Source organism: Achromobacter seleniivolatilans, from assembly GCF_030864005.1.
Taxonomy (GTDB): Bacteria; Pseudomonadota; Gammaproteobacteria; order Burkholderiales; family Burkholderiaceae_B; genus Achromobacter; species Achromobacter seleniivolatilans.
In genome coordinates this window covers 100,849-126,523 of the sequence record NZ_CP132977.1, presented here as the reverse complement: position 1 = coordinate 126,523, position 25,675 = coordinate 100,849, and the positions used below count along the sequence as shown (strand labels likewise).

The window sequence follows — 25,675 nt, the reverse complement described above, 5'->3', positions numbered from 1 at the left end:
CGCTCACGCGGCCGGCTCCTTGGATTGAGATGTTGCGTTACGCGCTGACCGGGCTGCGTGGATATACCTCCATTTCGTCGCGTCATCATTCCGTACGAAGTCATCAGGGAAGCGCACATTGAACTCCCACGCACTAGAGATCGACGCCTCGTCCCATGCGGCCCATGCTTCTTGTGCCCTGCGTTCTATGAGAACGTGGTCGGCGGGGGCGCTATAAGCAACGGGAAATTCTTGGGCATCTCGCCGCCTTTTTTTTGCGCTAATGAGCTTTTTCCCCGCTTCGTGTGCAGCTTGACCATCTCGAAGCCAGCGCGCAAGCGCATGCAGATGCGGCCGTGCGGCCGCCTCACCAGCGCCGCACAGCAAATCTACTGGCCGGCGCACCAGGCCGGATATTTCTGCATTGGCCGATATGGCGAAATGCACCAGCGTCCAGTCGACGAAGCGCGCGCGAAGAAATGCCGGCGCCAGGTGAAGGCCATCAATCTCCAAGTGCTGCACGTCGCTAACTAGTGCATTCAATACGGGCTGCACAATACGACGGTATGCTGCGGGAGCCCGAGGGCCGACCATCTTCTTCTCAAGAAAGTCAAACGGTACCGGGCGAGTTCCTAGCTTCCAGGCGCGCTGGATCTCTGCCCGCACCCTTGGCAGAGCCGAAACGACACGGCATACCCATATGTCGGGTTTGAACACCGGAAGACCGAGATCGGCCAAGAGGTGGCAAGCGGTAGTGAACCCGAAGCCCTCTACTTTGCCAATGGCCCCCCCTCCAGCGCTAATGTCCTCAGCGACGCTCACAGCAAGAGCCTGCAACTCTTCAGCACCATGGGAGCCAGATCCCCAGACCTCGTAGAAGAGGTTAACGGCTTCAGTGATTTGTGGAACGGCACGCGCATAGGACTGAACGCGGCGGAGTCGAGGTGCAGCCTTGCACACGCCAATGAGCTGGCCACGCTTGATTCCGTCCAGCGCCAGGGAGCCTAGCTCGCCGTCTTCCAGAAACTCTGGAGATGCGATCGCACGCGCATTGTCGAACAGACCAGATTGGCGGGCGAGAATCACTGCTGGCTCCGCCACCGCGGCCCGTACGTTAGAAAAAAAGGGCTTGTCCCAACCAAGCGCCCAGACCTCGGCAGGAGTGCGGCGGCCCAATTGACTGTCCGCGAGCACCGATTGGACATGACTGATGTAACGCTGCCGCAGCGCGCGAGACTGCTTCTCGTCTTCCACAAGGGTGCAGTGGTCAACGAGCACGCGGTGGATGTCTGCGATCAGCGTCATTCCCAAACCGTCCTACCGGCTATGTCCCCCCCCTGCGAGCGCTTTGCAGCCTGGCCAAATTGAAATTCGACCTCTCTCCCGGAGTTCCTGTAACTGCTCACCTTTGGACCTAGCTGACCAAAATGCCCAAGCCCGCTCACGCGGCTCCCGTCATTTCTCTCAACCCGAAGGCGTACAGATCCTGTTCAGCGGGTTCACCCCAAAGCTCGTGCGCCACCCACATTCCAAAGGAAGTTTTGACCATCGGAGACGGATCGCGCCCCGGCTCCAAGGTCTTCTTTGCGGAAGGATGAAGGGATTGGAACGCTCGACTTTCCTTGAATCGTTCGAGGAGTTCGTTACGTTGATCAGCGTCGATTTCCCCAACATACCCGATTGCCTCTTGCGAACGCGCAGTCAGGAATCGAAGCTTCAACTCTTGAAGATTTACTTCTGGGGGCGCTGTCCGGCCGCGATCCCGATGTGTCACCTTGGCAACGTCCTGCGGCGGCGCGTACGAGCCACGCAATGCTTGATGGAAGTAAGCCGCCGGAGATCCCACCGGCGCGAGCTGCTTGTTCCCAATCCGTTTCTCGACGAGCTCCAGGGTCGCAATCAGCTTGCCTTCGTCTGTATCTCCAATGTATCCCAGAGCATCGGCCTGAGTGATCCCAAGAGACATCAGACGCGCCAAGTGGGCTGCGGAGTCAACCGCCGGGGCTGACAACTGCAACGGCTCCTGAGCCTTCCTATCGACAGAGAATTGCAGTTCAGCAACTCTCCTGCCCTCCTTGAACTCGATCAGCTCAACGATCAGGTCAGTGACGTCATTTACTTCGCGAATAGCCTTCAGCAACGTGTCGCGCTTAAAGTACTTGTATTCGGGCACCTCAGCGGACGCAGGATTTCCCGTCAGGACTTGATACCACCACTGGACAGACTGCCGACTCGTAAGTTTGCTTGGATTAGTCAAATAACGGCGGCAGATCTCGTACAGAGCCATGCCACCGTTGGTACGCAAGCTGGTCAAGTAATAAAGCGAGAGCTTCGTGTACTGCATCGGCCGCAACATCTCGGAGGAGATCTCGGGTGGGAATGCATATCCAAGCCAGACAATGCCCCCACGAGCGTTCAACCCGTTGGGGTTGTACAGCGTCGCGGACGACAGAAGGCGCTCAGACGTGTATTGCTTCTGACCTTCAATCTTGACGCGTACATCTTGCAGTTCGTCGATCTGCTGCTTCAGCAAGTCAGTGTCATTGCTGTTGTATCGCGTGTCCGCCACGACGTCCCGAAGGGGGATCCAGAAGTACTTGGAGTGATTCCGTACTTCTGTCGGTCCCGTCGTCCCTGGCTCGCCCAACTGCTGGGCATGATAGATCAGCACGTTGAACACCTTGCGCCCAAGGGAGGACAGACCGCCGCGCTCCACGCGCACAGCGATCGTGTCATTCGACTTTTTCAGTGTCCTATCGTCGTCTTCGCCTTCGAAGACCACGATCTGCCCTTGCACGACCGGCGACGGGTCGCCGCCTTTCGGGGCCTTCGGGGCACGTCGCGCCCGGCTGTTCGAAGAAGCCATGAGGTCTGCAGCCTGGCTCAAAAAAATGGGGGAATTGCCGCATAGTGTCGTAGAAAGGTGAGCTCATTGCAACTGTAGGCTTCACCTTTCGTTAGGCGGTTCGACAGGCGTATGGGGGCCTTTCCCGTAACGACTCACCTTTGGAAGAGCGCGGTCCCCGGATTTACTCACCTATGGTGCGGTCCCTGCTTCCCCTCACCTTTGAATAAGGCCGCGAGGTGGGTCCCCTGTAAGCTAGGACGCCTTCCCGTAGCACCTCACCTTTGGGCGGCAAGGGTGAAAATCAAGAAGTGGCTTGTCGGCCTTTTTTCTTCTAAATCAACTCTCTAGCGGCCATCCATGTGCATAACGGTCCCCGTCGAGTCTCACCGTAAGCGCGTATGTGCCCGTGCAGCTCTTCCCGTAATGACTCACCTTTGCGTCACCCTCAGGGAAGGACCCATGTCCATCACAGCACCTGTTTTCGCGTTGGGAATTGGAAAATCCTCTATATATCAATGACTTACATTAATTGCCCGTGAATGACATTGACTCCCTGTGGAAGCTCACCTTTGCCATCCAGCGCTGCCGGAAGTCATTCCCCGAAACGTCTCACCTTTCAGGTTCCTGCGTTGCCTCACCTATAGCGCGAACACTCCCGTATCCACTCACCATGCTTCCCGCAATGTCTCACTGACCAAGCCCAGACCTCCCCGACATTGCTCACCAAAGACCCTGTAAGTACTCACCTTTGTCCCTGTAACGCCTCACCTAAAGCCAGATAAGCAATTGATTTAATTCAAGAAATTCATTGCTTAACTGTTTTAAGGGTTTTAACTAGGGTTTTATATTTAATTTCTCTCAACGGGACCTGGCGCGTACTCTGGTCGTAAACCGTACCCCAAACCCCGTATCCATAGGATGGATCCGCAAGCCCATGGCCGCCAGCCTGGAGCAAAGGCGACCCCGGAGCTCACGGTCCCTGGAAGACCTCACCTAAAGCCTCAAACCTATGCTCCTTCACCGACCCCGCCTTCCAAAAGCTCTGCAAGACGCTTACGAAGCTCTGCCACAAGTACGCCCGCATTCGCTTTGTTCGGCAGGGTGATATCCAGTTGCACGCGCCCGGCGTCCCATTCCTTGATGAAGCCAACGGACCGGGCATGATCCCCCTGCCCTACCTCCAGCGGGTACTGACGTGAGTTGTGCCGTGGCTTTTTAGGTGCTGCGCCGCTCGCGTTGTATCGTTCACGGAGATTAATGATCGCTTGCCGGCTGGTCTGTTCACTCAATACCTTCTCGACCTGCTCCATGACGACGCGACTCGGAGCCACTTTCTGCAATTGCACCAGCTCATAAAGCACTGATACCTTGAACACGGAGGGGTGCTGACGAACGACTGCGAGGCAAGGCTCGTCAAGTTCCAGGATGGCCAGGGTCTTGTTGATTTGAGAGGCGTTATAGCCCTTTGCCTGCCCAGCTTGGGACAACTTCGCGGCCAGGCTAGCTTCGCTGTCAAAAATCTTGGCATCCAACAACTGGCGCCATGCCAGCGCATTGTCGAGCGCTGTCTGCCCGTTCCGCCGATCATTCGATTTGAACGACAAGAGGTAGAGGTCTTCGTCGCTCACATTCTCGAAGACTTGCATCCCCATCGTGGTCAGGCCCGCACCGGGCGCACCGAGCTTGCGTGTTTCGCCATCGATCACCACAAAGCGACCATCACGCTCCGTGCCGATCAAGTAGGCCAACTGACCGTCTTCGCGCAGCCAACTGGACATTTCCTCCACCGCCTGCGGCGTGTAGAGCTTCCGCGCGCCATACGGGTTGCTGACAAGTTCCGACGTTGGTACACGAACGAGTCGCGGCGAGCCATACTTGTTCGTCAGCATTAACGCGATGGTTTCAGACGAACTATCCGAATTGGAAGATGGCGGAACAGCGGACACGCCTTCGCCAGCAACGCTGGAACTCGAGGCGGTGACCGCTTCGGGTGAATACCCCGTTGGCACATGGTTTAGCGTCTCCTCTGCCCGGCGAAAGCGATCGTGCACAGACGGACGAGTTTCCGGTTCCGGAACCACAGGCGTGGGAGTTTTTGCTTCAGCAGCCTTTAGAACAACTGCGCCCAAATCTCGACGACGGCTCATTACTTTTTCCTCCGTGTAGCAGCCTGGCCAGCACGCTGCGGCAAGCCAAGAAGTTCAAGGACTTCGGTGGCCAGGTTTTCAATCTCGGTGATAGCCAATGATTTCGAGGCCAGAGCATGAACAGTGGCGCCATAGGCTTGCGACTCCGGGAATGCGTTCCGTCGCGAGATTGAGGTCTTAAATTTCGAAATATCAGGGTCATCTGAAATGACCTTCATGCAGTGGTCGAACAACCTGCCACGGCTCACCAATGACGGCAGATACCGTAGCTGCAGAGATGGGTTGAACTCGCGTTGCGCCCGGAGGCCGATTTCCTTAGCTTCTTTTGATGCCCACACATTGTCTAGGACAGGGATGATGGGAATGATCCCCAAATCTGCAATCTGCAGTGCTGCCCAGGGAATGGGAGATGCAATTGCAGGCGGGCAATCCAGAATAATCACGTCGAAATCTCCGACATTCTTCTGAATTTCATTCGTAAATCGGGGACCCATTGCGTGCAAGTTGGTCACGCGGGCTGGGAACGGTTGCTCGTCACTAGCTTGACCATTCCAAGTGGTGGCGGTCTGTTGCGGATCGAGGTCGGCAATCAGGGTCTTGTAACCGCGGAGGGCTATCGTGCCGCCCAACTCCATGGCCGACGTCGTCTTCCCACACCCTCCTTTCTGGTTGTAGATCGCGATAATTCGCGTTTCAGATGGCGGGGTTTGCGTCTGTTGTTTCGTAGCCATATGGACTTTCACCGGTGAAAGATGCCCTAGTGGACATGGGCGGGTGAGTGGCTGGGAGCAAAGGAAACTGCCACTCTCGCCACATGAGATAAATCGTATATACGGATGATATTGAGGCCTCGCCTCGGGTTCAAGAAAATCTCATGAAATTTTACGAAACACTGCTGATTTCGTTACGAATCAGATCTAACCGTTGGTCTCGCACCACGGCTCACCCTAGTCCATCTTTCACCGGTGAAAGATGAATCGCCTGCAGTTCGAGAGTTACGTGTCATTTATTAATCGCGAAACATGGCGGCCGCCAACTTTCACCGGTGAAAGTTGGCCCCCATTCCTTGACGCCTAACGAGCCGTCGATGATCTTTCACCGGTGAAAGATCCGAGCGAGCAACCGGTTATCTAACTCGCAGGGACTTCGGATGAAAGATTCGCGGTACTCAACCACAACGGGCGCCTTGGTCTTTCACCGGTGAAAGACCGAGGCTAGATGGTTGGAACGCAGCGGAACTGATTTTTGGTCCTGGCAATAACTTTCACCGGTGAAAGATGGGCCTGAGCTGTCGATCGAACTGCACAACAGGATGCTGGCTGCAGAAAGTTATCTGGCATCGAGGCTTCGATCTTTCACCGGTGAAAGATCCCTCTGACTCCTCCTCTCCCTCAAAATCCAGTCGCTGACTGTGAATGTCATTCGATACCATCGATGCTGTATTAGCGCCGTCAATGAATGACATTCAAAGGTGTTTATTGACGAGTTGGAATAAAAAAAAGCGCCGCATGCGGCGCCGGGTGCTGTTGTGTCCCTAGTTCTATCCCTGATGCCCTCGTATGGGCACATCAACACGGGCGCGCGCGGGAGGATGCGCTACTGCATACTGCATGGGGAAATTCTGCACGTCTCGTCGGCGCTGCAACGTGCCATCGCGCAGCGCCTCGAACAGACGTTCACTGACTCGGGCGTCCTGTTCGTTCGCCCGTTCTCCCACAATACGTCGAGCCCATCGGCCTAAGGCTTGGAATGCTCCTTCGACCTTTCGGAAGATGCGCCCAACTGTGCGGTCAAGGCCGGTGTTGCCGGCCGATTCTCCGGCACGCTCATCAAAGTGGAAGCGCTTCTCCCGCCACAGGGAGAATGCATGCGCGGCAGCCTCGTCCGGATTCGAACATTGAGCGATTGCGTCGGGCGACATCTGGGCCGCCACCATCGCGCGCCGGAGACGGTCGTTCAACGAGCTGCCGTCTACAAAGGCAGCGCGTAGACTCTGTACCTCATACTCAGACATCAGCGCATTTTCTGCGTAGTGAAATGCTTCGTGGTTGAGAGCCCTAGCGGCGCTTCGCGAGCGTACAGACACCTCGATGAGATGAGCCAGCTGCCGTGCGGCTGCTTCCTCCTCCTCCCCGTTTGCTGTCCGGATGATCTTATTCACCAGGCGTACCGATACAGTGTTTCCCAGCATCTCCCTGGCCTCGCGAACCATATCAACGAGAGCCATGTCTTGGCCTACTGCGATCGCGGACCGCGGTAGCAGGTCCATGCTGTATAGGGGCTGCGCGGATAGGAGCTTGGTGCGCACATCATCAGTCATGGGCACATAGGGGAGGGCGTGCGTTACGTCACCATTCAAGGTGACTTCCATGGGCTTTACTGTGACGCCAGTCCCTTTCAGAGCCTTGTTGGCGAGCGATGGGAGCATTCGAAGGTAGAACTCGTTGAGTCCATCCTCCGGCGCCCCAGTTACGCCACCATTTCGCAATCCGGCATTGATCCAGGCAAGACCTGTGATCCGGGGATCTTCTGCGGCGCGCTGCATGAGGCGACGTAGGATCAAGCCTGCCCAGGTCTCAGTGTGATTGATGAACGGCCCGTCGGGAACCGACGATTGTCGCCGGCGAGTTTGCGCCCAGTCGGATTGAATCTCGTCGATGAAAAAGAGGTCACCGCGGCGAGAGGTACGGGTATGCGCGAAAAGGTTCTTGACCTTAGAGCCGGTCGTTGGATCGATAACGTTGGTGTAGTGATGACGGTCGAAGTCCGGCACGGTATCGCGGCTCGCCATCAGCTTGCGACGTTCTTCGTCCAGTTGGAACACTAGCTGGGGCTCCTGAAGCAGACGCCCTGGATTGAAATCCAGGTCTTCTAGTTCGAAGCGGATTTCTTCCAGCCGATCTTCCACGTTGTTCCGCGGGGAATTCAAACAATAGAGGGTCTCGGTGTATTTGTCGTGACCAGGAACGACAAAGCGTGCGTATCGAGGGGCCGCGAGGTCGATTTCCTTGATGGTCGGGCGCAAGGACAGTTGGGACAGAATGCTCTCCCGCGTGACAGGATGGTTGCCCTGTGCCTCCAGCCACTCCACAACACCGGCTTCTTCGATCTCGCGTTGTTTGACGCCTTTCTGGGTGAGGCCGCGGATCGTATTAATCCACTGGCTCGCCGGGGCGCGCGCTTGCAGCTCGCGGACCTTTTCGGCCAATAGACTAGCTAACCGCGGGTCGACGTTCTCATTTAGGTATCGATAGTGGGGGGCTGACATTCCCTGTTGCTCCAGAGGGGTTGACGCTTGGCCGGGGCGAACTTCTGCAAAGCTCCTTCGCCGTTTATGGACCTCGGCACTACAAACATGCTTTCAGGATGAACTATAATTGCAATTCATACTGATATTTAACGTTAAGGCTCGTTCTTTCTCCCCTGTGAGCCGTATGGGTGGGGCGGGAACGGCGAACATGACGCAAGGGGAAGTGCCGTACTTGGCTAGCGCACCGACACGATCAGGCGGGAACGGACTCAGCCAAAACAGAGTCAGGTTCTCGACAGTGGTGATGATCTGCAGGTGGCGCACGAAGTCTGCACTCACGCTTGCTGGACGAGGACCGACATAGATGCGTACCGGCGCCAGCCCTGTACTGTTTTCCCGCGAGCAAGCCGAACAGCTGGTCATGCTGCATGACCGCTTGGAACTGGCCCCTCTGGTCGACAGCCCGTTCTCGACAACGCGAATGTTCCAGGAATTGGCGCTCAGCGGCGCATTGGACAACCTGCCGGCCCCGGAATCTTGTCCGCCGTTGACAGAGCTCATCCGAGCAGAGAGCCCATTTATGCGAGGTCGACAGCACCTTGTCGACGCGATTCGACTGGCGCAGCAGCTGCAAGAGCATGCCCTTAATGATCACGTAGCAACCGAGACCCCAGTCCGTCCCGCGCAAGAGCGGCCGCGCGGATAGGTCTCCTCGTTACGCAATCCACATTGGATAGACCAACCATGGTGAAGGCGATCGCAAGAACGACAAGCCGATTCCCGTTGGACTTCGCGGACCCAGATCCTCGGCATATTGACATCGTGGATATTGGGCTCGCCCTATCCAAGGAATGTCGATGGAACGGTCAACTGCCTCCCGACCAGTTTCTGAGCGTCGCGCAGCACTGCGTGATGGCAAGTCGCATGCTGCCTGTCGAGTTGCAGTTTGAGGGACTTCTTCATGACGCGGAAGAAGCCTACGTTCGAGATCTTGCCTCTCCTATCAAAAACCTCCTGCCTCAATATGTGGCCTTTGCTGCCGTGATAACGCGCGCTATCCGTACACGGTTCGACCTACCGCTTGATCACCACTCTCCTGAAGTGAAGGTGGTTGACACAGCGTTGCAGAGCTTGGAAGAGGGGGCCATTTTCGGAAGTGAGCCCTCGTTTGAGTTCTGGACACCCAAGGAGTCGTACGAGCTCTTCGTAGAGCGTTTCAACGAACTCTATCCCGCACACCTCCAGCGGTTGCGGGAGCAAGGCGTTCCCACCTACCACGACCGCCTGGCCACACATGAATTTTTCCGTGTTGATACGGTTGATCGTCTATCAAACGACCATGCCCCGCGTGAAGCGCACTCCGGTTGAAACCTGAGGCCTTCCGCATACAAACCGAGCTATTTGAGGCGAAAAATGGATTCATCATTGCGTCGACTTCCCCCTGAATTCGAACGCGCAATTGCGGACCTTCGCGCGGCGCGAAGTGTCTTGGGCGAAGGCCCGCTGGATGTGCAGATATGGAGGGCCGGCGACGAAGTTGCCATCGCCGTAGCTTACCGACCTGGCCGAGGGCCGCGTCTGACTGGTGGCTTCGACGGGCATTGTTTGCATTGGATCGCCGAAGACGGTCGTGTCGAGAAGACGGTCGAGGTCGAAGAGAGCATTGCCGTGCACTTGGGGGCAGGCCTCCTAGTCGTCTACTTGGATCCGGAAGCAAATGCGCCCGTCGGCGAAGGTGTGTTGACCCAGCAATCCGCGGGAGGTAACTGATGGCCATCGAAGAAATTGTGAGCGGAATGGGTTCCCGCACCCGGGCATTCTTGCAGCGCGCCGTTGAGGGCGGTCACGAAATTCGCGTTGAAGGAAATGGGGCAGTTGTTCGAGACCCTTACGCGTTGGGCAGAAGACTGGCAGTGCTGGGACTTGCGGCAGCCGTTGCATCGGTGGCTGGCCACGAAGCGCAGGATGCTGCACCGGAGCTGGCACCACCCAAGGTGAGTATTAACGGGAACCAAGTGAAGTTGGATCCCTTCCTTGCGCGCCTTCTTCACCCGGAACCAGCAGAGACCATTATTGATGGCGATATGCAGAGCCAGAGCAAGGAATTAATACAGGAACTTGCGCGCTGCTCGCCGGGACTGGCGGCCCTTGATCCGACCCTGCTGCTGAACGCTTACCGCTACACAATGGGCTGGCAGAGTTCGACTTCGGCCGAGATGGCCGGGGAACTGCGCCAACTGGCTCAGAACTACGCAGAGCTCTCCATTTGGGCTGCGGATTCTGGAAGAAGTGTCGAGCTGGCCATCGCCGCCTTCTGCCAGCAGGGGCAAGACTGGCGCAGCCAATTGGCCGCCTGGGACGAAACTGCGGCTCGTGACGCGGAACCTAGGGGCGTCTATCGCGATGTAGTGTTGGAGTACCGCGCGCGGGTGTACAGCAATGTCATTCAGGCGCAGTGGGAGTACCAAGCCAACGCGAATCTGGCCGGTAGTCTCGCGGACCAGGGTCTTCAGGTGAAAATCCGAGGTGACTACCGCGGTTGGGTCTCCGCGATTGGCTCGGTCGCACAGGGCGTGGCGGAAGCTGCCGGTGGTCCTCAGACCCGGGCCGTGGTGCGAGGTGTGACGGGCTTGGCCTCTTCGAGTGCGAGTGCTGCTCGAGGTATGGAGAGAGTGACCGAGGTGCAAGGCGCCCAGCGCCGTGTGGATTTGGCAGGGAGGTCGATATCAGAAATCGCTAGGCTTGGGCGCAGCGCGGATAGGCTGCTAGAGGGCGCGTCCAAGGCACGAGGCACGCCGAAGAAGCAGGAACCGACACTTCGCGCGCCGGTTGCGTCCAGTCGGGCTCCTAGCGCGTTATCGATGGACGTCAAGTCTATTGGTGCGGTGTCCGAAGCCGCGAAACGGATGGGATTCCATGTGAGTCTTTCTCCTCTTACGGGCGAGCCCCTTCCGAAGGACCATTCGACGGTGACTGCGACACTTAATCCGGACTCTGGAATCGCACGCCAAGCAGCCCAGCGAAATTTGGCAGAGGTTGCAACGCTTCATGAATTTTCAAGGGCTGCCGGACTGCGGATCGACTTCGATCTGATGTACTCCGAGTATGCGCAGTTGGCCGATGCGATTGTGGAGCGCGAACGGCAACGGGGTAGATACGCGACGCCGGCCAACGGTTCGCGCGGGGGATAGCCATGCACGTCCCTGTTCAGAGTCCGTTCTTCATGCGGCTCTACCTGATTCAGAAGGGAAGGGCAGTCTTGGAAGAAGGCACCCCACTGCCGAGCCCCTTCGATCTTGTGCTTCAAAGCATGCTTGTAGCGGTGCCAGGCTCATCCGTAGGACAGGTACGTAGCTTAGCGGCCGAAGAGGACTTGTTCGACCCCACGCGCCACTCGATCGCAGAGGTGCAGTGGGTCGGTGACGAGCAGGCAATTCTTGGACGGACGTTAGCAATCATCGCGATGCCTTCGGGCGACCGGTTCGCCCCCTACGTGTTCTATGGCCCCTTTCGCGACGGCAGCACTGCGGAAGCTTGGCTCCTCGGGAAATTTCCTCTCACGGCTCCACGAGGCCGCGTTCTCTATCCGATTCCAAATGCATTTTCGCTCTGCCTCCATACGTGGCGAGCGGAAATGCAGGGAGTGTTGGAGAACCGCCTCGACGAGACATCCTGCCGCTTTGGAGATCCGAAGCAAAAGCTCCTGCCTCCGCCATCCGGAAAGCCGATTGCCAGGGCGCAAGGTAGGCCCGAACCCGCGTTCGATCGCGTCGACAGAAATGCAACGCAGTCGGTCATTCGGTCGGAGCAGAACATCGCCGAGCAGCGAGTCCTTACAGAGAAGATTCTGAGCTTGGTCGAGCCTGCAGCGCTTGATGAGGCGCGCAGGCTTGTTGCGCAACTGCAGAACGCAATTACACGGAACGCCTAGACCTTCGTCTGGCAAAAAAAACGGAGCCAATGATGTTGTTGAAGTCAGAGTTTGATCATGACATGCCTGACGAAGCGGATATCGTCAGGGATGAAGGGCCGGTGGGGCGCGAATCGCCGCAGCCTGCGCAGCCACCCTCACAAGGCAGGGCAGGCACACGCACGACCGTGCCTCCGAACCGTGCTCAACAGAATCCGCCACCCGATGGCGGCTGGGCGTTGCCTGGAGGGACCTCACCTGAACCTGATCACTACCCGGGCCAACAGGCGCACCAGGTACCGTCGGGTGAACGGAGTGCTCCGCCCCCGCCGCGCCAGGCCGCCACATCGTCCGAGCGTAGGCAGCCGCCGCTTGGAGATCGGATCAGGCGACCCGTTGACGGCATGAGCGGCCGGCGCCTAGCCGAGTTTTGGGCGGCTAGACAGGCTGAAAAAGTTGCACGCCAGGTGGAAAACACGATTGCGGCTACGCCTCAACTTGGCGCGGTGCATCCTAATGTGATCATGCGGCTGATGCAGGCGCTGATGCGCATCCTGCGCATGTTGTTCGAACGACTTGGCTTACACGACAGATCGAAGGATTCGGAGGACGCTGAAGGCGACCGGCAACACGGACAGGAGCCGACAGGCGGTATCCGATTCCGGTCGACCGAAGCATCGGGCGCCGGGCCTTCGGCGCAGGTCCAAGCGCCTGTGCACGCACAACCTAGGGCCGCAGACCAGGAAGCCAGCAAGTTGCAGGCGGAGGCGGCCGGTAAGACAGGTCATGGCATGAAGACCAGCGTCATGCCGGCGAAGAGTGATTCGGAAGACGCGTCTGAGACTCCTTCCGACGCGACTACAGCGGATGTTGTGGCGGCCGCAATGGTTCGCCTGGCCGAGGATCCTCAGGTCCGCCATCGTATGGACGGTGTCGGCTCAAACTCCAACCTACAGACTGCTGTCTTCATGGCGGCGTTTGTAGACTCCCTGCGGAGCAGAGCCCGCGTGGTGCAGGACAGTCTGGCCGCATATGGCGGCGCTTTGAACTTGAGGTTGGCACGACATCAGGGCCAGTGCACGGTCTTTGGTGGCCATACGGCGGCAGCCCTTCTATTGCAGAATGGCGTGATCCAACCAAGAGACATCTCCGCGGTGTTCGCGGATGAGGTCAAGGACATCACTGGGCGCCATCAGCCGCATCTAGATGAGTTGAATCAGCTTCGCGCGGCAATGGCCGAGGCTGCGCGCGAGGTATACCGCTGCGCCGCAGACACGCCCCTGCAGGAGCAGCTCCTGAACGAAATGGACAGTTCGTTGACCGATCTCCTCGGCAAAGATTGGCGGAAATCCCTTGCGCTGGAACGCATGGGATCGGCGCCCGACGAAGACGAGATTGCGGCGGAGGTGCACCGTATGGGTGAGTCAGACCGTGGAGACGAGGCCCCGCTCAAGCACGTTGATGATGCTGATCGTCGGGACGGCGACATTGCGTCGGAAGCTGACCGTGCGGCGCCGACAGGCGAGGCTGAGGCGGACCATCCCCACGGACATGCCGCCGATGATCCTCCGCAAGGCATTTCGTCGGCGCCCACCGCCGCGGTGGCGACCCCGGAGCGCGATACGGTGGTCACCGCGGATGAAGGCGCCGCGGCGAGCCCCAGCGTCGAGCCAGAAACCTTGCCGATAATCACCCCGTCTGCGGTCAATGAAAGCAGTTCTGGGGCAATGTCGCGTGATGAAGCGATGGCTCAGTTTGCGCTGCTCGATGCCGGCGCCGCCCACAGCGGTGACGAGGCGGAGCCGGCCGAATCGGCTCGGGACTACGCACGAGAGCGTGGTTGATCAGCTATCGGCGGCTGTCGTGGAAGGCGGGCTCGCTATGAGAAACTGCTTGCGATCTTCCTTCTCATACGGGGCAATCCAAGCAGGCGCACGCCCCAAGCCGCTCCATTCCTGACCTTCAGGCGACACATATTTCATCGGAACGGGGCGCTTCGACAAGGATTGCCGCATCCCTTTGGTGATTCCAAGCGGGCGACGCCCGCGTCGGGGCTTTCCGTCGGCCGCTTGGCTTTTCTTTCGGGTGATAGCCCCGACTTCCTCTGCCAACTGCTTTGGCGAGATCCCACATTCCAGCGCCTTCGCGACGTACATGCGAATTTGATGCAGGATCGCATCCTGCTGGGTCTGGATCAGCTTTGCGCGCTGGGCGTTCAGCTGAGCAAGTTCTTTGTCGACTTTTTCGAGAGAAAGGGGGCGTGTCTTTGTGGCCATTCGGGGCTCGTCATAAGCTCGCGCTTTGGCTTCACTGGCTGGGTGCCGAGCGATCCCGAGTTCTGGTCTGATCGACCTGATGCGGACTTTCCGTGGGCGCGAGCAACTCGGTTAACAGTTCGGGTGTGTGTGTAAGCGTAACACGCGCCCATGCCAGGTCAGCAGGAGGCCGTGCAGGCTGGCCATGGGCACGGCCTTGCTCTATCCCTCTGTCGTACAGATCAATGATCCGACCGCAGGCCGGGTGGCCATTGGGCAGTAGGGCGAGGAGGGCGGGCCGGACTTGCAGAGCTAAGTTGGGTTGGAGCATGGCTGCAATGGCGAGCCGCTTTTCCGCCGGCAACTCTGCCAATTGGCTCTGCTCGACAGCATTCGTACGCTTGGACTCCGGTGCCGGTGCGAGAATGCGATCGACCTCTCGATCCAAGAATTGGCGTAGGTGGGACCGCTGCGGGATGAGGGATACCAGCCCCTTGAACTCCTGTGTGCGATCTTGATGTCCGAAGCTGCCGGGGCGCTGCTGCCCGGTGTCCGGCGCGGTGGACTCTGTCGCCTTGGCACCATCCTGAGCGAGCATTTCACGAACTCGACGCAAGAAGTATGGGGCAAGGGTCTCAGCATGGACAATTGCGTCATGCACAGCATCCGGGCCGACCGAACGCACCCATTCGTCCGGATCTTGGCCGTCTAGCGTGATGAACCGAAAGTTGACTCGATCGGCGTACGGGAGCGATTCCTTGACAGCGCGCCACATTGCCCTTTCGCCAGCGGCATCACCGTCAAATAAATACACAACCTCGGATGTGTAGCCACGCAGCAGGTTCAAGTGGCTGCCGCGGAATGCGGTTCCTAAGCTGGCCACCGTATTCGGGAATCCCCACTGGGCGAGCACAACAACGTCCATGTAGCCTTCCACAACCAGTGCATAGCCCCGGTCTTCAATGGATTGCGTTGCGAGATTCAGTCCATACAGCAGGTGCCCTTTGTGAAAGATGTCAGTGGTGCCGGTGTTCAAGTACTTAGGTGTGCGCTCGTTTTTTTCGTCATCTTGAAGGCGACGCCCGCCGAATCCCACGAGAGTACCGTCGACATCCCGGACCGGGAACATGACGCGATCTCGAAAAGTGTCATATCGCCGAGTCTTATCGTCCGTTTCGCGGACGAGGTCGGCATCCAGGAGCCTTTGGTCGGTGTCATATCGGCTCCCGAAGGCTTCACGTAGCCCTTGCCATCCCCGTGAGGTGATGCCAATTTCGAAGCGTGCGAGAGATTCATCCGTTAGGCACCGCGTTTCGGCCCAAGTCCGCAAAGATGCGGACATCGGACGGTCGTGATTTGCTGGGCCACGAAAGAACTCGAGCGCCTCGCCCAAAACGGCCGAAAGGGAATCGCGTCTTTCACTCGAAACGGAAGGGCGAACATCCTGGTCGACAGGCGCCGGCGGCCGGCGGAGACCAGTTGGCGATTGGGGGGGGACTCGCGATGCGCTGCCGTCTGCTGGTATCCGAATGCCGAATCTGCCCGCGAACTCACGGATCACGTCGGGAAAGGGCATACCGAAGTACTGCTGCTGAAACTCGACCGCGCGACCTTTCGCCCCGCAGCCATGGCAAAAAAAGAAGCCCTTTCCTGGGACTACGTTGAACGATGGCGACTTCTCAGAGTGGAACGGGCAAAGTCCCACGTAGCTGTTGCCTGCTTTTCGAAGAGCGACAGCCTCACCGATCACATCGACGATGTTCTCGTCGGCGCGCAATTTAACCTGATCGACGACGTCGTCAGGAATCCGTGGAGCCCGGGCACCGCCCTCGTTCCTGATAATTGCCACTTTTTCCGCCTCCGAAAGAATGAATTAGTATAATCAAACATACTGAAATACATTGCGGGAGGCGGCGAATGATGACAATAGCAAGTGCAGGGCGGCAACATCCCACTCAGGCGCCCCCCGCGGGAAGTGCCATCTTTGACACTCAACTGGCAAAGATCCTCTTCAGTACCCCGCCCCCTCTCGGGCGAGCGGGCATCGAAGCGAGAGCAGTCGAGCGATTTGTTATGTGGTTTGCGTCTAAGGATTCGATGTCCGATGTACGCGTTGCCGCATACCTGAAGAAGGTCGACAGCCGGCTTCTGCCGAAGCTCAGTGGACGCGCGATCCTTCAGATCTTGCAGGCTGTGGAGCACCGGCGCCCGCGGCTGCTCCCCGCCTTGGCGCTGTCGGGCGCTTGGCAGCAGCTTCTAGCCCAAGCCCGCGTCTATTCGGACCTGCTCAAGCCATCCACCCTCGCACGCCTGGCCACCGCCCTTGAAACGGAACGTTATGACGACCAATAAGCCAGTCTCGACTGAAGAAACTGAATTTGTGCAAGCGAAGGCTGCGGCGCCAACCAAGCGACGCCGCGGACTCGCCATGCGAGGGGTTATTGGAACGGCGAAAATAGTGTCGCGTCCCTATCGGGAGGCGGGAAAGTCCATGAAGCGCTTGCGTGGGACGCTCCGCACGCTTGGGCGCACTATGGCCATGAAGCCTGATCTTGAATCTGACTCCAACTTCATCGATGCGCCCGATTCGGCCTCCGCCTTTGAGAGCCTGTACCGGGCCAACGGGTGGACCGAACCCCAACTTCGCCAGCAGCGTCGGGCAATCGTGCGCGCCAAGTTCGTCGCGCTCTTGCTTTCGATCATCTTCCTTTCGGTGAGCGTCTTCGGTGTCGTCACTCTCCGCTACTTGGCGTACGTCCCGGTGGCCGTGATCATTATTGGCCTCTCCATCACCGCGCTGGGGCTAAGCCTCTTTGTCCATCACGCAATCTACCAGGCGCAAATTGACGAACGCCGGCTGCTCTCGGCTCGCGAGTTCTTTGCGCATCGCGACCGTTGGGCATTTCTGTTTTCCTCCTGAGCGTTCTCGAGATGATCAAACAACTCACCTCCTCTACGCTTATCGCACTGTGCCTGACGGTAGGTGGCTTAGCAGCGATCTCGACCCCGGTCGTAGCTCAAGAAGCAAAGGGGGCAACCGCGCGAATAGCGCTGCCTGCGCGGATGCCCGCCGATTGCCTGAAGGAAGCCACGGGGCGCTATCAGCTTCGCTCCGACATTCTCCTGGCGATCTTCAAGGTGGAATCCGGCGGTAAAGCAGGCGTCGTAGGTGTGAATCGGAATGACACGCGCGACATAGGCGTCGGGCAGCTCAACACCAACTCTTGGGCAAAGTACATGGTCGAGAAGTACGGGATTCCGCTGGACACGCTGCGGAACAACATGTGCCAAGGAATCATGTCTGCCGCCTACGCACTGCGAAGTGAAATGAATCGATGCATAAAAGGCGGCTTTCGCGATTCGGACGCTGTCTGGTGCAGCGTCGCCGTCTATCACCACGGTGGCGCGTTGCCTGTGCCGACCGCAGACACCCGAATCCGTGAGATTCAGAAGGTCTACGTGCGCAAGGTGTGGGCGGCATATCAGCGCATGGTCGCCACGGGGCGCTTCGAGTAATGGCACGGGGAAGAGGTGAGAAGGAACAGGATTCGATTGCTTTCTGGATTGTGGCCCTTTGTGGCATCGCCCTTGTCCTCGGCTCCACACTATGGCTCGTAGCCAGCAATCGCATCGTGTTCTACACGGCGCCATGGTTCCACTTGTTGGGAAGGCCGTGGGGCTGGTTGCCTTTCGACTACACGCAGCAGGTCGCCTTTGACCTCGAGGCCATGTATCGGCTGGCGCGGCGCTTCCCAACGCGAATTGGCTTCATTGACTGGATTAGCTATGCGCACACCGCGCTACGTCCTCTGTCTGTCGTGTTGACGGGATGGGTGCTGCTCATCGGCGCGAGGTTGTTCCTGCGACGCACCAGGTCGCAGAATCTCCAACGCAAGATGTCGCCTGAACTCCTTGTGCGGGAGCTTATGCACTTCACAACTGATATCGCGCCTATCGCGTGCATTCAGAAGCAGCTGGTCCAGGACAAGCTTAAACGGTGGCGCCGACAGGTATCTCCGATGGAAGTCCTTCAGCGGGCGAAGGTTAATGGTGTACCGGCGATTGAGCCGGGCAGGCGTCTCAACGAAGAACGCTTTAGTCAATACTTGGCCAGCTACACATTCATCGAAGTGCCTGGACCTGGCGGTAAGGTCGAGCGCATTCGTCATAGCAAGTATCTTGGCCGACAGATCGTCGATTTGGCGGTGGACGCAAGGAACGCGGATCGTGCGTTCGTCGATCGTTTGAGCAGCGTCGGCAAGGCCATGTTTGCCTTGTTAGCTCCCGGTGCATTCAACGGCGCCGAGGGACGTGCAGAGGCCGAACAGGTTGTCCGGGCTTTGAACTGGTCAGCATATGGCACACGCGAGGGCATGGCGCGTTTAGATTTGCCCATCGTGCAAGAAATGTTCGACAGATACCGGGACCACACTTCGGTGAAGCAGTTGCTTCAAATGCACCATTGGGAATACACCTTCCTCTTTGAGCTTCAGCAGCTCGCCGGTCGTTCATCAAAGATTGGATCATGGCGTTATGTGTGGCTCCGGCCTATGGATCGCATCCTCTTCTTTGTTCTGGACACTCACGGCAGACATACCCCCCACGCTGAATCCGCCGTGGCGGTTATGGGCCAGCACCCGTTCGAAAGGCTCAGTCTCGAAGAAGGCTTCCTGCCTTTGTGCGAGGTGCACGACAAGGACCGAGAGCGGGGCGAAGTTGGAACCAAGATGCCAATCATCTTCGTCGCCGAGGTGGTTAGAGGGTTCAAAGAAGAGTTCGACGCATGGGTCAACGGCGTGGACGACGATCATCAGGATCAGATGTGGAAGTCTAAGGATGTTTGGACGATGGCCCGCCAGACGCTTGAGCCAGAGGTCGTGCCGCTCGTTCCACCGCCTGAAGCAATTACCGAAGACAGCGACTTCGATCACTTCGCTGCAGAGCAGCTTCGAATAATGCAGGCGTCGGAGGATCAGAAAATTCGCGAAGCACTGGCTGAAGCTGGTGAGCCTGGTGCCGCTCCAGGCGCCGCTAAATCGTAGGAACATAGTTATGACCGCACCCCAAACCGCCTGGACATTGTCCGTCTCTCAATGGCCGGGCTATCTTGTTCATGAGCAACTCAAAACTTCTCCCTATCGAGCCGAAATTCGGAGCCAAGAAGGCTTCTCGAAGATTTGCGCGGAGGTGGTACAAGAAGGTGAGGAGTATCGCTTTTATGTAGCGCCCCGCGATGCACAGACCGAAAGGACGCAGATCGGCAGATCCTATCGTTCGGTGCGGCGTGCCGATCGCTTTGCGCAGGCCTGGGTACGTCGGAATTTCATCAACCGCGCCGCTACCCCCGCGTCATGGTGGCGGACTGCCGGCGCCTTTGTCGCCGGCATCCTCGCCTTCGCGCTGATCACGCCCTCGAATCGACCGCCGACACTCATTGCGGGTGAGCGTGCAATTGCTAGCAGCACATATCAGCCGGAGCAGACGTCCGCATCCGCGCTGATGACTCTGAACGAGAGCGCACCTGCGGGCGAGCCCCAGCTGAACGCCGATGAGCTGAAGACAATCCAGACGATCGGCGCCGCGGTCGGTATTCCGTTGGGAACACCGGCTTCAACTGAATCGTGGTTCGTGTTCGCTGACCCGCTGTGCCCCTATTGCCACGCAATGCAGCCAGCAATCGACGCATTGCCTGTAGCCCAGCGTCCCGTGATCATTCCCGTCGGGGTGCGCGGTCAACTCTCCGCGGAGCTGATCGCAAGCTATTTCGAAGCAGTCGACCGGAACGGACACGCCGCGGGCAGACTGTGGCAATCCTTCATGGACCCCGCCTTCGACGAAACTCGCGCGCGCGAGGTTGTTTCCCAGTACCCGGCGTCGCCTGCAAGCAAGAAGAAGGCTTTTCTAACCCTGACGCTCTTCTCGAAGTTGGGGTTCAAGAAAACTCCTACGCTGGTTTCGGCAGGTGGCAGGCTCAGCGGACCTATCAACGAAACGACCGAACTGCGCACCTGGTTGCAATTTCCTGAAGCAGAGTGACCATGCGTGAAATGCTCCGGGGAATAGAGCGTGGTTGGGTCGAAGCCAACATCGCCTCGATTACGCGCAAGGCGAAGTTGGATCAGGTCGTCGCGACACTGGTTCGAGGTGACAGGCAGGCGGTCATGTCAATCCCTGCCACCGTAGGCCTTAGCGTTGAAGCGGTGGCTGAGCGCTTGGTGCAGGCCCGAATTAAAGCGAATGCGATGACTGACCTGGTAGAAGCGCTGGCGGGCATGGTCGGACCATTGCGTGCAATGGAGGCTGCGGTCGCAGACGTCTTGATCGAGCTGCGCCAAGTTCCTCCTTCGCGCGCCGTGCGCGCCGGTGACACAGCCGTGGCTGGTTGGTTGGCGGGGGGCTGCTGCAAGATAGTTGCCGACTGGACCCTGACGCCCAAAATATCGTTTGGACCAGCGCGCCGGCGGAAAGGGCCGGCTTGCCTCGATCTTGAGAAGATTGGCGGGTTGGTGGAGTCGGAAGGTGTGCGCGCGGCCCTGGCGGTAGGGTGGCTAGGTGCCTTAGGGGTCACGTATCAAGCCATTCGGGGCGACGTGAGGGCTGTTCACAATGGCGGGAAGGGGGCACTTACGTGAGCCACCAGGTCGAAACGCGGCACGAAATTCCGATTCATAGACGTGTGGTGGACGTCCGCCCGTCGTCTGATAAGGCGCTCGAATGGCTGTCCAATCCATTCAACTTTGGGATGATGCTGGCGGGTACTGTCTGCGTCATGAACCTGGTGCCAGTGGCGGCGCCAGCCGTCTTCCTGGTGTACCTCTTCGTGCATTTTTTCGTGGCTACGCTACGGAAAAAACTGCCGTACCGATACCCTGGCCACGTTGATGGCAAGCCGTTCTACGATCCTGTGACGGGAAAGCAGGGCGACGGGATCGCGCTGATTGGGTCGGTTCGATCCAGCTCGCCCTACGAGGACTTCGAGCAGGCCTGGATCGGAGACGACGGCCTCCGCCGGCACTGGGCGATCTTTGGCTCAACGGGCAGCGGAAAGACCGAGACGTTGAAAGGGATCATGTTCAATGCCCTTTGTTGGGGAAGCGGCTTCTTCGTTGCGGACGGCAAGGCAGACAATAAGTTGCCCACCGATGGCCACACGATGTGTAAGGCTTTTGGTCGCGATCATTCAGTCCTCTACTTGAATTTCCTACTTGGGGGGCGCAGTCCTCAACAGGTCGCTCGTTCACGCACGAAGATCGGGAACGGCCTTGCGCCTTTCTACGACGTTGATGCGGACACAGGGACTCAGATGGGAATCAACCTTCTGCACAAGGCGGAAGGTGATGGAAAGTCGTGGCAAGAGAAGGCCATTAACGTTTGGCGGGTGCTTGTCGTTGCTCTGTTCTACAAGCGCGACACGCAAGGGATGACGATCTCGGTATCAACGCTAATCGAGTATTTGTCGCTGCCGAAGTTCGAGGAGCTGTATCTCGAGGGCTATGACGAAGCTCAGAAGAATCGGGGCCAATGGTCGTACGGGTTCGTGGGGATCAAGAACTACCTGGATTCAGGTTGTCCTGGCTATCGCGTGGACCGACTGCTCAAGAAGAATGGCCGTGGACAAGCGGCGGCTCCAGGAGCGCAGGAGGCGACGGCTCCTGCGGGGGCGCGAGGACCTGCCAAGGCTGGCGGGGCGTCGGCTGATGCCTCGCTTGAGCAAGAAAACATTGCATTCGAGCAGCACTCGTATCGCATCAATCAGCTGATGCCCGTGCTCAATCTGCTCGACAAAACCTATAGCCACATCTTCAGCAAGACATTCCCAGAGATCGACATGGTCGACGTGGCCCTGCACAACCGCGTCCTTTTCATGTTGATTCCCTCTCTTGAAAAGTCGTCACAAGAGGCGGAAAACTTGGGAAAGTTGGCTATCGCCTGCTTGAGGGTGATGATGGCGAAGAACCTGGGGGCAGGCCTTGAAGGTTCGTACGAGAAGCTGGTCGGCTCGAAAGCAACCAATGCGCCGTATCCATTTCCAGCGGCACTAGACGAGCTCGGATATTATTTTTCCGATGGCATCGCAGTGATGTTTGCCCAGGCGAGATCCCTCGGAATTTCGATGCTTGCCCTGGCTCAAGATACGGAAAAGCTGTCGGAAGGCTCTCGCGCCGCAGAGGCTGGGGCAATGCTGGGAAACACCGTCAATAAGATCTTCCAGAAGATCGACGACGCGAAAAAGACCTACGAGTTGGCAGCAGCATTTATCGGAAAAGCCTGGGTTGCCGTAGTCGGTGGATTTGAGCGTGGAGAGGTCGGTTGGCGGAAGAACCGCGATCTCACGGTGCAGCAGGTCGACCGAGTTCCGTTCGAAGAAATGAACAAGATGACGGAGGGCCAGGCTGTTCTGATTTCCAACGGCATCCTTCGTCGCATTCGAACGTTCTACGTGGGCGACTGGCTGAAGAAGCTGAACAATCAGAGCTTCTATGTAAATCGCTTTCTGCAGGTGCATCGGCCGACTCGAGACATCATACGGGCGATAGGCATGCCTGTTCCCTCTGCGAAAGTGGAAAGCGACTTTGACGGAGGGGTGCGGCTTCTGAGGATCTTGCGTGGCGAAGAGAGCCCCCGCGGTGAGGTCACCCGCGTGGCTATGGTCGAGGCGATATCGCAGGCCGCTTCGAGAGTGCCTGGAACGGTCGTGGGAATCGAGCGCGGTGTACTCCTTTACCAGGCAGCCTGCTCCGCGCTAGGGCTCTCAAATGCGCTTCCTCGTGACTGGTCTGCCTTTGCTCCTGAGACTACAGCCCCTCCGAAAGAGGGCGCATCGAAGCAGCGCGGGGCGGGCGGGGAAATGGGAGCGAGAGCCGCTGTGTTTGCTGCCCATCCTGATCGTGCGGTCGATCTCGCAGGGCCCACTGAGGAAGATCCGTACGCAGCTCCTGATCCGATGGCATTGATCCGCAAGGCCGGCCATTCGGTGCTTGGTCCCCTGGGCGGACTCGCGGCGATAGCGGCCGCCGAAGTGCCAGCGCCGCTGAGCATCGCGCCTGCATTGCCGGCCGCGCCCAGCGCCCTGGATCTCGCCGCGCCGATGGGCGCCAGCGTGTGGGACATGGTGCCACTAGACGACGAATACAACGCAATCCCGGAACTCGACCAAGATTCGGTTCCGAGCGCGGATGATGCTGCATTCATCGCGGATTCGCTGATGCAGGCACACAACATGCTTTTGACCCCACGGAGTGACGATGGCACTGTGGTCGGCGTTGATCAAGATTCGCTGGACGGTCTGGCCCGCGTCGAGGAAGTTCTAGGCAATCCGGAGCCGGAGCTTGGTGCCCACACGATGCAGAAGGTTGTGTCCGTTGTCACGACTCCCGACACAGTGGCCCGTGAGCGGATTTCGTTGGAAGATGTGGATGACTTCTTCGACAACCTGGAGCGGCAGGCAGCTCCGGGGGCACAGCGTTCTCACTCCACTTCCGACAAGCTGGATATCACATCTTGATGCCGCAACATGATCCGGGCCCGGAGCGTGAATCGCATCATCTCGACAACAGGGGCAGGGGCGCCGCGATGGATGTGTCTTATGCGCCGTACTTCAGCGCTACGGCTAAACTCCTACGCGACGTGGCGGCCGCGGCGTTCTCCGCGGCGATGCATCAGTCCGCGCGGCCGCAGCTTGCGACTGCGGTGGACGTGCTTACACAGCATGCGGCGGCGTGGCGTAATGGGGAGGCGAACCAGAGCCGCTACCGGGCCCGCTTTGCGGGACGGTCACTGGTCACGTCGATTCCTAGCCTGACTCAGGGCGTGGACTGGGCGAAGGGATTGCTAGACGGAGCCGCTCGGCAGCGCAAGCTGGTCGCAGCTGATGAGCGTCTTGCAGGCCTACTGGTCCTGGAGCGGTGCGTTCGTGGTGCGGCAGCGCTCGAAGCTGCTCATTCAGACGCTGGTTCGATTGGAGAGCTGGCTTGGACTCAGTTTGAGCGGCAGAGCCGCTGGGTGTTTGAGGCATCGATTCGAGTCAACGGCAGCGACTGGGCTACGGCGGCGTGCGGTGAAGATTTGCTTCGGACCGCTGGCGAGGCAGCAATCACGGCGATCTGCAATCGGCCCAGCACCACCTGGTCGATGGCGCAATTCTCGAGGGCGGCCCTATTGGTGCCGGTCAGTCGGGCTGGCGGGCTGGTTAGATTAGACGAAACGGCCAGGTCCGTTGAGGGGCAGGTCGGCGCCCGATTGCTGGCCGAAGAACACTGTCGCCATCAACGGGCGGGAGGGCGAGTGTCGGCGTCAGTCTTCCACGATATGCTGCGCAGCCACCTCGAGCGCTGCACGAACAACGACCTTGAGGTGGTGTTGATGGCGGGGATGCGGCCGATAGTATTCTTTGCCGGCGAAATGGGCGTTCCGGATTTGAATGCGGCTTTGCGCGCGGTCACTGCGTCGGTCGGGATCCGAAGCTAACCTTGAGGGCGATCTCTGTTGAGCGCGGTCGGCGCTGTGCGCTCCGACCCTGCCTGCAACCGGATTGCCGAGATCTGTCCGTGGCATGCGTCTGCAATGCCTTGGAGGACTTGGGTAACAGGGGTAGAAGCCACTTGGATGCCCTGTGCTGTCTCCCAGCCGATGAGCAGGCCCCCATTGTGTTCATCGCGGGCCAACACTAGGACGCCTCCCGGCTCTGAAAGGCCAGTGTCACGACGCGATTCTGCATAGCGCAAACCCAAGGTCTCCATTCCATAGGCAAGTTTCGCCCATGCCGTGAGAAGTGCTCGGGTGACGTCCACCCGAACGATAGCATCGCTCTCTCGTCGCCCCTGGCCGTCGAACGTGACCTCTACCTGGGCAGGAGCGCCGGCGGCGCCAACCCATGCGCTTAGTTCTCTGAAACTGCCGGGAGTGTATCCATCTTTCGGTGCTGTCATCGTGGGCTCCAGGGGGGCGTTAACTCTTTGCGTGGGCTTCATCCACCGAACAGTCAGAGTCTTCGTCCGTTGAAGCGGAGTCGCTCTGATGCTCGTTGGGGCTTTGATTGCGGGCGCGCTCGCGCGTGAGTTCGTCGCTGACCTTCCTAAGTGCTCGCTTGAGTTCTTGGACGATGGCAATGTGCTCGTGCTTGGGCATCAGTTCGGAAATTTGATGCGCGGAGATGTCCGGTGAGATTCCTGCCCGGTCAAGGGTTCGGCGCAGGCGTGATATTTCCGATTCCAACTGTGCCACCCTGGATCGTAGCGACGCTTCTTCTTGAAGTAGGCCGGCGCTCATCGGTTTTCACCCATTGAG

The 25,675-nt window shown here is 58.6% G+C and carries 21 protein-coding genes; 13 read left to right on the top strand and 8 right to left on the bottom strand.

Annotated elements, in window-relative coordinates; all coding sequences use genetic code 11:
- Nucleotides 1-3: 3 nt before the first annotated feature.
- From RAS12_RS30680 to RAS12_RS30660, 5 genes are all read right to left on the bottom strand, one after another.
- Nucleotides 4-1,284, bottom strand: coding sequence for a hypothetical protein (locus RAS12_RS30680; protein WP_306951979.1), 1,281 nt, complete (start codon nt 1,282-1,284; stop codon nt 4-6).
- Between the two features lie 136 nt (nt 1,285-1,420).
- Nucleotides 1,421-2,845, bottom strand: a complete 1,425-nt coding sequence (locus RAS12_RS30675; protein ID WP_306951977.1) for a replication initiation protein — start codon at nt 2,843-2,845, stop codon at nt 1,421-1,423.
- 989 nt (nt 2,846-3,834) lie between these two features.
- Nucleotides 3,835-4,974: a ParB/RepB/Spo0J family partition protein gene (locus RAS12_RS30670; RefSeq protein WP_306951975.1), complete on the bottom strand. Its 1,140-nt coding sequence runs from the start codon at nt 4,972-4,974 to the stop codon at nt 3,835-3,837.
- Nucleotides 4,974-5,705, bottom strand: a complete 732-nt coding sequence (locus tag RAS12_RS30665) for an AAA family ATPase (RefSeq protein ID WP_306951973.1) — start codon at nt 5,703-5,705, stop codon at nt 4,974-4,976. Before RAS12_RS30665 ends, RAS12_RS30670 begins: the two co-directional genes overlap by 1 nt.
- A gap of 809 nt (nt 5,706-6,514) precedes the next feature.
- Nucleotides 6,515-8,242 carry a hypothetical protein gene (locus RAS12_RS30660; RefSeq protein WP_306951971.1) on the bottom strand — a complete coding sequence of 576 codons (1,728 nt, stop codon included), beginning with the start codon at nt 8,240-8,242 and terminating at the stop codon, nt 6,515-6,517.
- A gap of 726 nt (nt 8,243-8,968) precedes the next feature.
- Here RAS12_RS30660 and RAS12_RS30655 point away from each other — a divergent pair.
- The 5 genes from RAS12_RS30655 (at nt 8,969) to RAS12_RS30635 (ending at nt 13,978) form a co-directional block, all read left to right on the top strand.
- Nucleotides 8,969-9,592 carry a hypothetical protein gene (locus RAS12_RS30655; RefSeq protein ID WP_306951969.1) on the top strand — a complete coding sequence of 208 codons (624 nt, stop codon included), beginning with the start codon at nt 8,969-8,971 and terminating at the stop codon, nt 9,590-9,592.
- A 45-nt stretch (nt 9,593-9,637) separates the two neighbouring features.
- Entirely contained in the window at nt 9,638-9,994 is a 357-nt protein-coding gene (locus RAS12_RS30650) for a hypothetical protein (protein ID WP_306951967.1), read from the top strand.
- Nucleotides 9,994-11,415, top strand: a complete 1,422-nt coding sequence (locus tag RAS12_RS30645) for a hypothetical protein (protein ID WP_306951965.1) — start codon at nt 9,994-9,996, stop codon at nt 11,413-11,415. The genes RAS12_RS30650 and RAS12_RS30645 overlap by 1 nt, the downstream gene beginning before the upstream one ends.
- Before the next feature lie 2 nt (nt 11,416-11,417).
- Nucleotides 11,418-12,155 carry a hypothetical protein gene (locus tag RAS12_RS30640; protein WP_306951964.1) on the top strand — a complete coding sequence of 246 codons (738 nt, stop codon included), beginning with the start codon at nt 11,418-11,420 and terminating at the stop codon, nt 12,153-12,155.
- A gap of 446 nt (nt 12,156-12,601) precedes the next feature.
- The gene (locus tag RAS12_RS30635) at nt 12,602-13,978 is read left to right on the top strand and encodes a hypothetical protein (protein ID WP_306951962.1); all 1,377 of its coding nucleotides are present in this window, start codon (nt 12,602-12,604) and stop codon (nt 13,976-13,978) included.
- Here the strand turns inward: RAS12_RS30635 and RAS12_RS30630 are convergent, their stop codons facing one another.
- Both RAS12_RS30630 and RAS12_RS30625 read right to left on the bottom strand, forming a co-directional pair.
- Complete coding sequence (locus tag RAS12_RS30630) at nt 13,979-14,410, bottom strand: H-NS family nucleoid-associated regulatory protein (protein ID WP_306951960.1); 432 nt, start codon at nt 14,408-14,410, stop codon at nt 13,979-13,981.
- A gap of 31 nt (nt 14,411-14,441) precedes the next feature.
- A complete protein-coding gene (locus RAS12_RS30625; RefSeq protein ID WP_306951959.1) occupies nt 14,442-16,238 on the bottom strand; it encodes a DNA primase in 1,797 nt (598 codons plus the stop codon).
- 248 nt (nt 16,239-16,486) lie between these two features.
- Between RAS12_RS30625 and RAS12_RS30620 the strand changes: the two genes are divergently transcribed.
- The 8 genes from RAS12_RS30620 to RAS12_RS30585 are packed head-to-tail and all read left to right on the top strand — an operon-like array spanning nt 16,487 to nt 24,856.
- Nucleotides 16,487-16,741 (top strand): hypothetical protein, encoded by a 255-nt coding sequence (locus RAS12_RS30620; protein WP_306951958.1) that lies wholly within the window; start codon nt 16,487-16,489, stop codon nt 16,739-16,741.
- Complete coding sequence (locus RAS12_RS30615) at nt 16,728-17,309, top strand: hypothetical protein (protein ID WP_306951956.1); 582 nt, start codon at nt 16,728-16,730, stop codon at nt 17,307-17,309. Before RAS12_RS30620 ends, RAS12_RS30615 begins: the two co-directional genes overlap by 14 nt.
- 11 nt (nt 17,310-17,320) lie before the next feature.
- Nucleotides 17,321-17,905 (top strand): lytic transglycosylase domain-containing protein, encoded by a 585-nt coding sequence (locus RAS12_RS30610; RefSeq protein ID WP_306951955.1) that lies wholly within the window; start codon nt 17,321-17,323, stop codon nt 17,903-17,905.
- A complete protein-coding gene (locus tag RAS12_RS30605; RefSeq protein WP_306951954.1) occupies nt 17,905-19,431 on the top strand; it encodes a secretion/conjugation apparatus DotM-related subunit in 1,527 nt (508 codons plus the stop codon). The genes RAS12_RS30610 and RAS12_RS30605 overlap by 1 nt, the downstream gene beginning before the upstream one ends.
- Before the next feature lie 10 nt (nt 19,432-19,441).
- Nucleotides 19,442-20,425 (top strand): thioredoxin domain-containing protein, encoded by a 984-nt coding sequence (locus RAS12_RS30600; RefSeq protein WP_306951953.1) that lies wholly within the window; start codon nt 19,442-19,444, stop codon nt 20,423-20,425.
- Between the two features lie 2 nt (nt 20,426-20,427).
- Complete coding sequence (locus RAS12_RS30595) at nt 20,428-21,021, top strand: hypothetical protein (RefSeq protein WP_306951952.1); 594 nt, start codon at nt 20,428-20,430, stop codon at nt 21,019-21,021.
- Nucleotides 21,018-23,894 carry a TraM recognition domain-containing protein gene (locus RAS12_RS30590; protein ID WP_306951950.1) on the top strand — a complete coding sequence of 959 codons (2,877 nt, stop codon included), beginning with the start codon at nt 21,018-21,020 and terminating at the stop codon, nt 23,892-23,894. The genes RAS12_RS30595 and RAS12_RS30590 overlap by 4 nt, the downstream gene beginning before the upstream one ends.
- Nucleotides 23,894-24,856, top strand: coding sequence for a hypothetical protein (locus tag RAS12_RS30585; RefSeq protein ID WP_306952086.1), 963 nt, complete (start codon nt 23,894-23,896; stop codon nt 24,854-24,856). Before RAS12_RS30590 ends, RAS12_RS30585 begins: the two co-directional genes overlap by 1 nt.
- A gap of 480 nt (nt 24,857-25,336) precedes the next feature.
- Here the strand turns inward: RAS12_RS30585 and RAS12_RS30580 are convergent, their stop codons facing one another.
- Entirely contained in the window at nt 25,337-25,657 is a 321-nt protein-coding gene (locus tag RAS12_RS30580; RefSeq protein ID WP_306951949.1) for a hypothetical protein, read from the bottom strand.
- Between the last annotated feature and the right edge of the window lie 18 nt (nt 25,658-25,675).